General features: G+C 58.3%; 2 protein-coding genes. Both read right to left on the bottom strand.

Annotation, left to right across the window (positions count from 1 at the left end; all coding sequences use genetic code 11):
* The coding region (locus ACODJP_RS13765; protein ID WP_422482471.1) for a hypothetical protein at nt 1–215 on the bottom strand (215 nt) is incomplete at its 3' end.
* A 15-nt stretch (nt 216–230) separates the two neighbouring features.
* A partial coding sequence (locus ACODJP_RS13770) for a hypothetical protein (RefSeq protein ID WP_422482473.1) occupies nt 231–593 on the bottom strand: 363 nt, incomplete at its 5' end.

The raw sequence follows: 593 nt of genomic DNA on the forward strand, positions 1-593 counted from the left end.
CCTCCTGTCATGGTCCCGCTTGCACCGCTTTGGGCCCAGCTGCTGCCGTCCCAGCTGCGTGCATGCACGTATACCGAGGGTGTGTACAGCGACCCGTTCTTATAGAAAGCCAGGTCCAAAGTCCCCAAGGAAGCAGAAGACATCGTCAACTGCAGTTGGTACGAGGGAGCATCGCTGAGGGATGTGAGGGTATAGCTTGCGCCGGTTAGTGCCATGTGTTCTCCTTTTGGTCAGCTGACCGAACAGAAATAGGTGGCCTTGACCGTCACATCATCGTGCGAGACGGAGATGGCCTTCTTCTTGGTGGTAACGATCGACCCATGGGCAACCGCCGTGGGGGTGAACGCCACCGCTGTTCCGTCCTTGTCGGTCTTGGTCCAGCTGTAGGTGAGGCTCACCCCGGTCCCGTCGATCTCCTCGCCGTTCTGATACACACGGCAGATGAGGGTGGTGCTTCCCGTGTCGTTCTTGAAATAGCTTCCCGCGGTGGACTCGATGACCGCCTGGTAGGGATCGGTGACGTCCAGGATCGAAACGGCCTCGGTGTCGTAGCTGATGTTGAAAGTGTCGGAAGTGGCGTCGGTGTCCAGAAT

It is taken from the genome of Pleomorphochaeta sp. DL1XJH-081 (assembly GCF_049310885.1).
Classification (GTDB): Bacteria; Spirochaetota; Spirochaetia; order Sphaerochaetales; family Sphaerochaetaceae; genus CAYZJV01.